The sequence below is a fragment of the Streptomyces lothianensis genome (assembly GCF_047779955.1).
Lineage (GTDB): Bacteria > Actinomycetota > Actinomycetes > Streptomycetales > Streptomycetaceae > Streptomyces.
In genome coordinates, this window is sequence record NZ_JBLMKT010000136.1 from 1 (window position 1) to 497 (window position 497).

General features: G+C 71.2%; 1 protein-coding gene. It reads left to right on the plus strand.

What is annotated here, in order from left to right; all coding sequences use genetic code 11:
* Positions 1-31 precede the first annotated feature (31 nt).
* The coding region (locus ACLF6P_RS29945) for an acyl carrier protein (RefSeq protein ID WP_415954559.1) at positions 32-497 on the plus strand (466 nt) is incomplete at its 3' end.

Here is a 497-nt window from a genome sequence, read left to right on the forward strand (position 1 = left end):
CGATGAGGGCCTGGGTCTGTTCGATGCGGCTGTGTCCACGGGTGAGGCGGCGCTCGCCCCGGTACGCCTGAACCTGCCCGCGTTCCGCAAGGCCCCGGCCGTACCCCACCTGCTGCGCGGCCTGGTCCGCACCAGCCACCGCCGCACCGCACACCCCGGCACCAGCCAGACCTCCGCCCTCGCCCAACGCCTCCTCACCCTCCCCGCACCCGAACGCGCCCAACTGGCCCTGGACACCGTCCGAACCGAAGTCGCCGCCGTCCTGGGCCACAACTCCGCCGACACCATCCCCGCCGAACGCGCCTTCACCGAACTCGGCTTCGACTCCCTCACCGCCGTCGAACTCCGCAACCGCCTCAACACCGCCACCGGCCTGCGCCTGCCCGCCACCCTCGTCTTCGACTACCCCTCCGCCGGACAACTCGCCCACCACCTCACCACCGAACTCCTCAACGACACCACCACCCACCAAGCCACCACCCCCACCACCACAACCA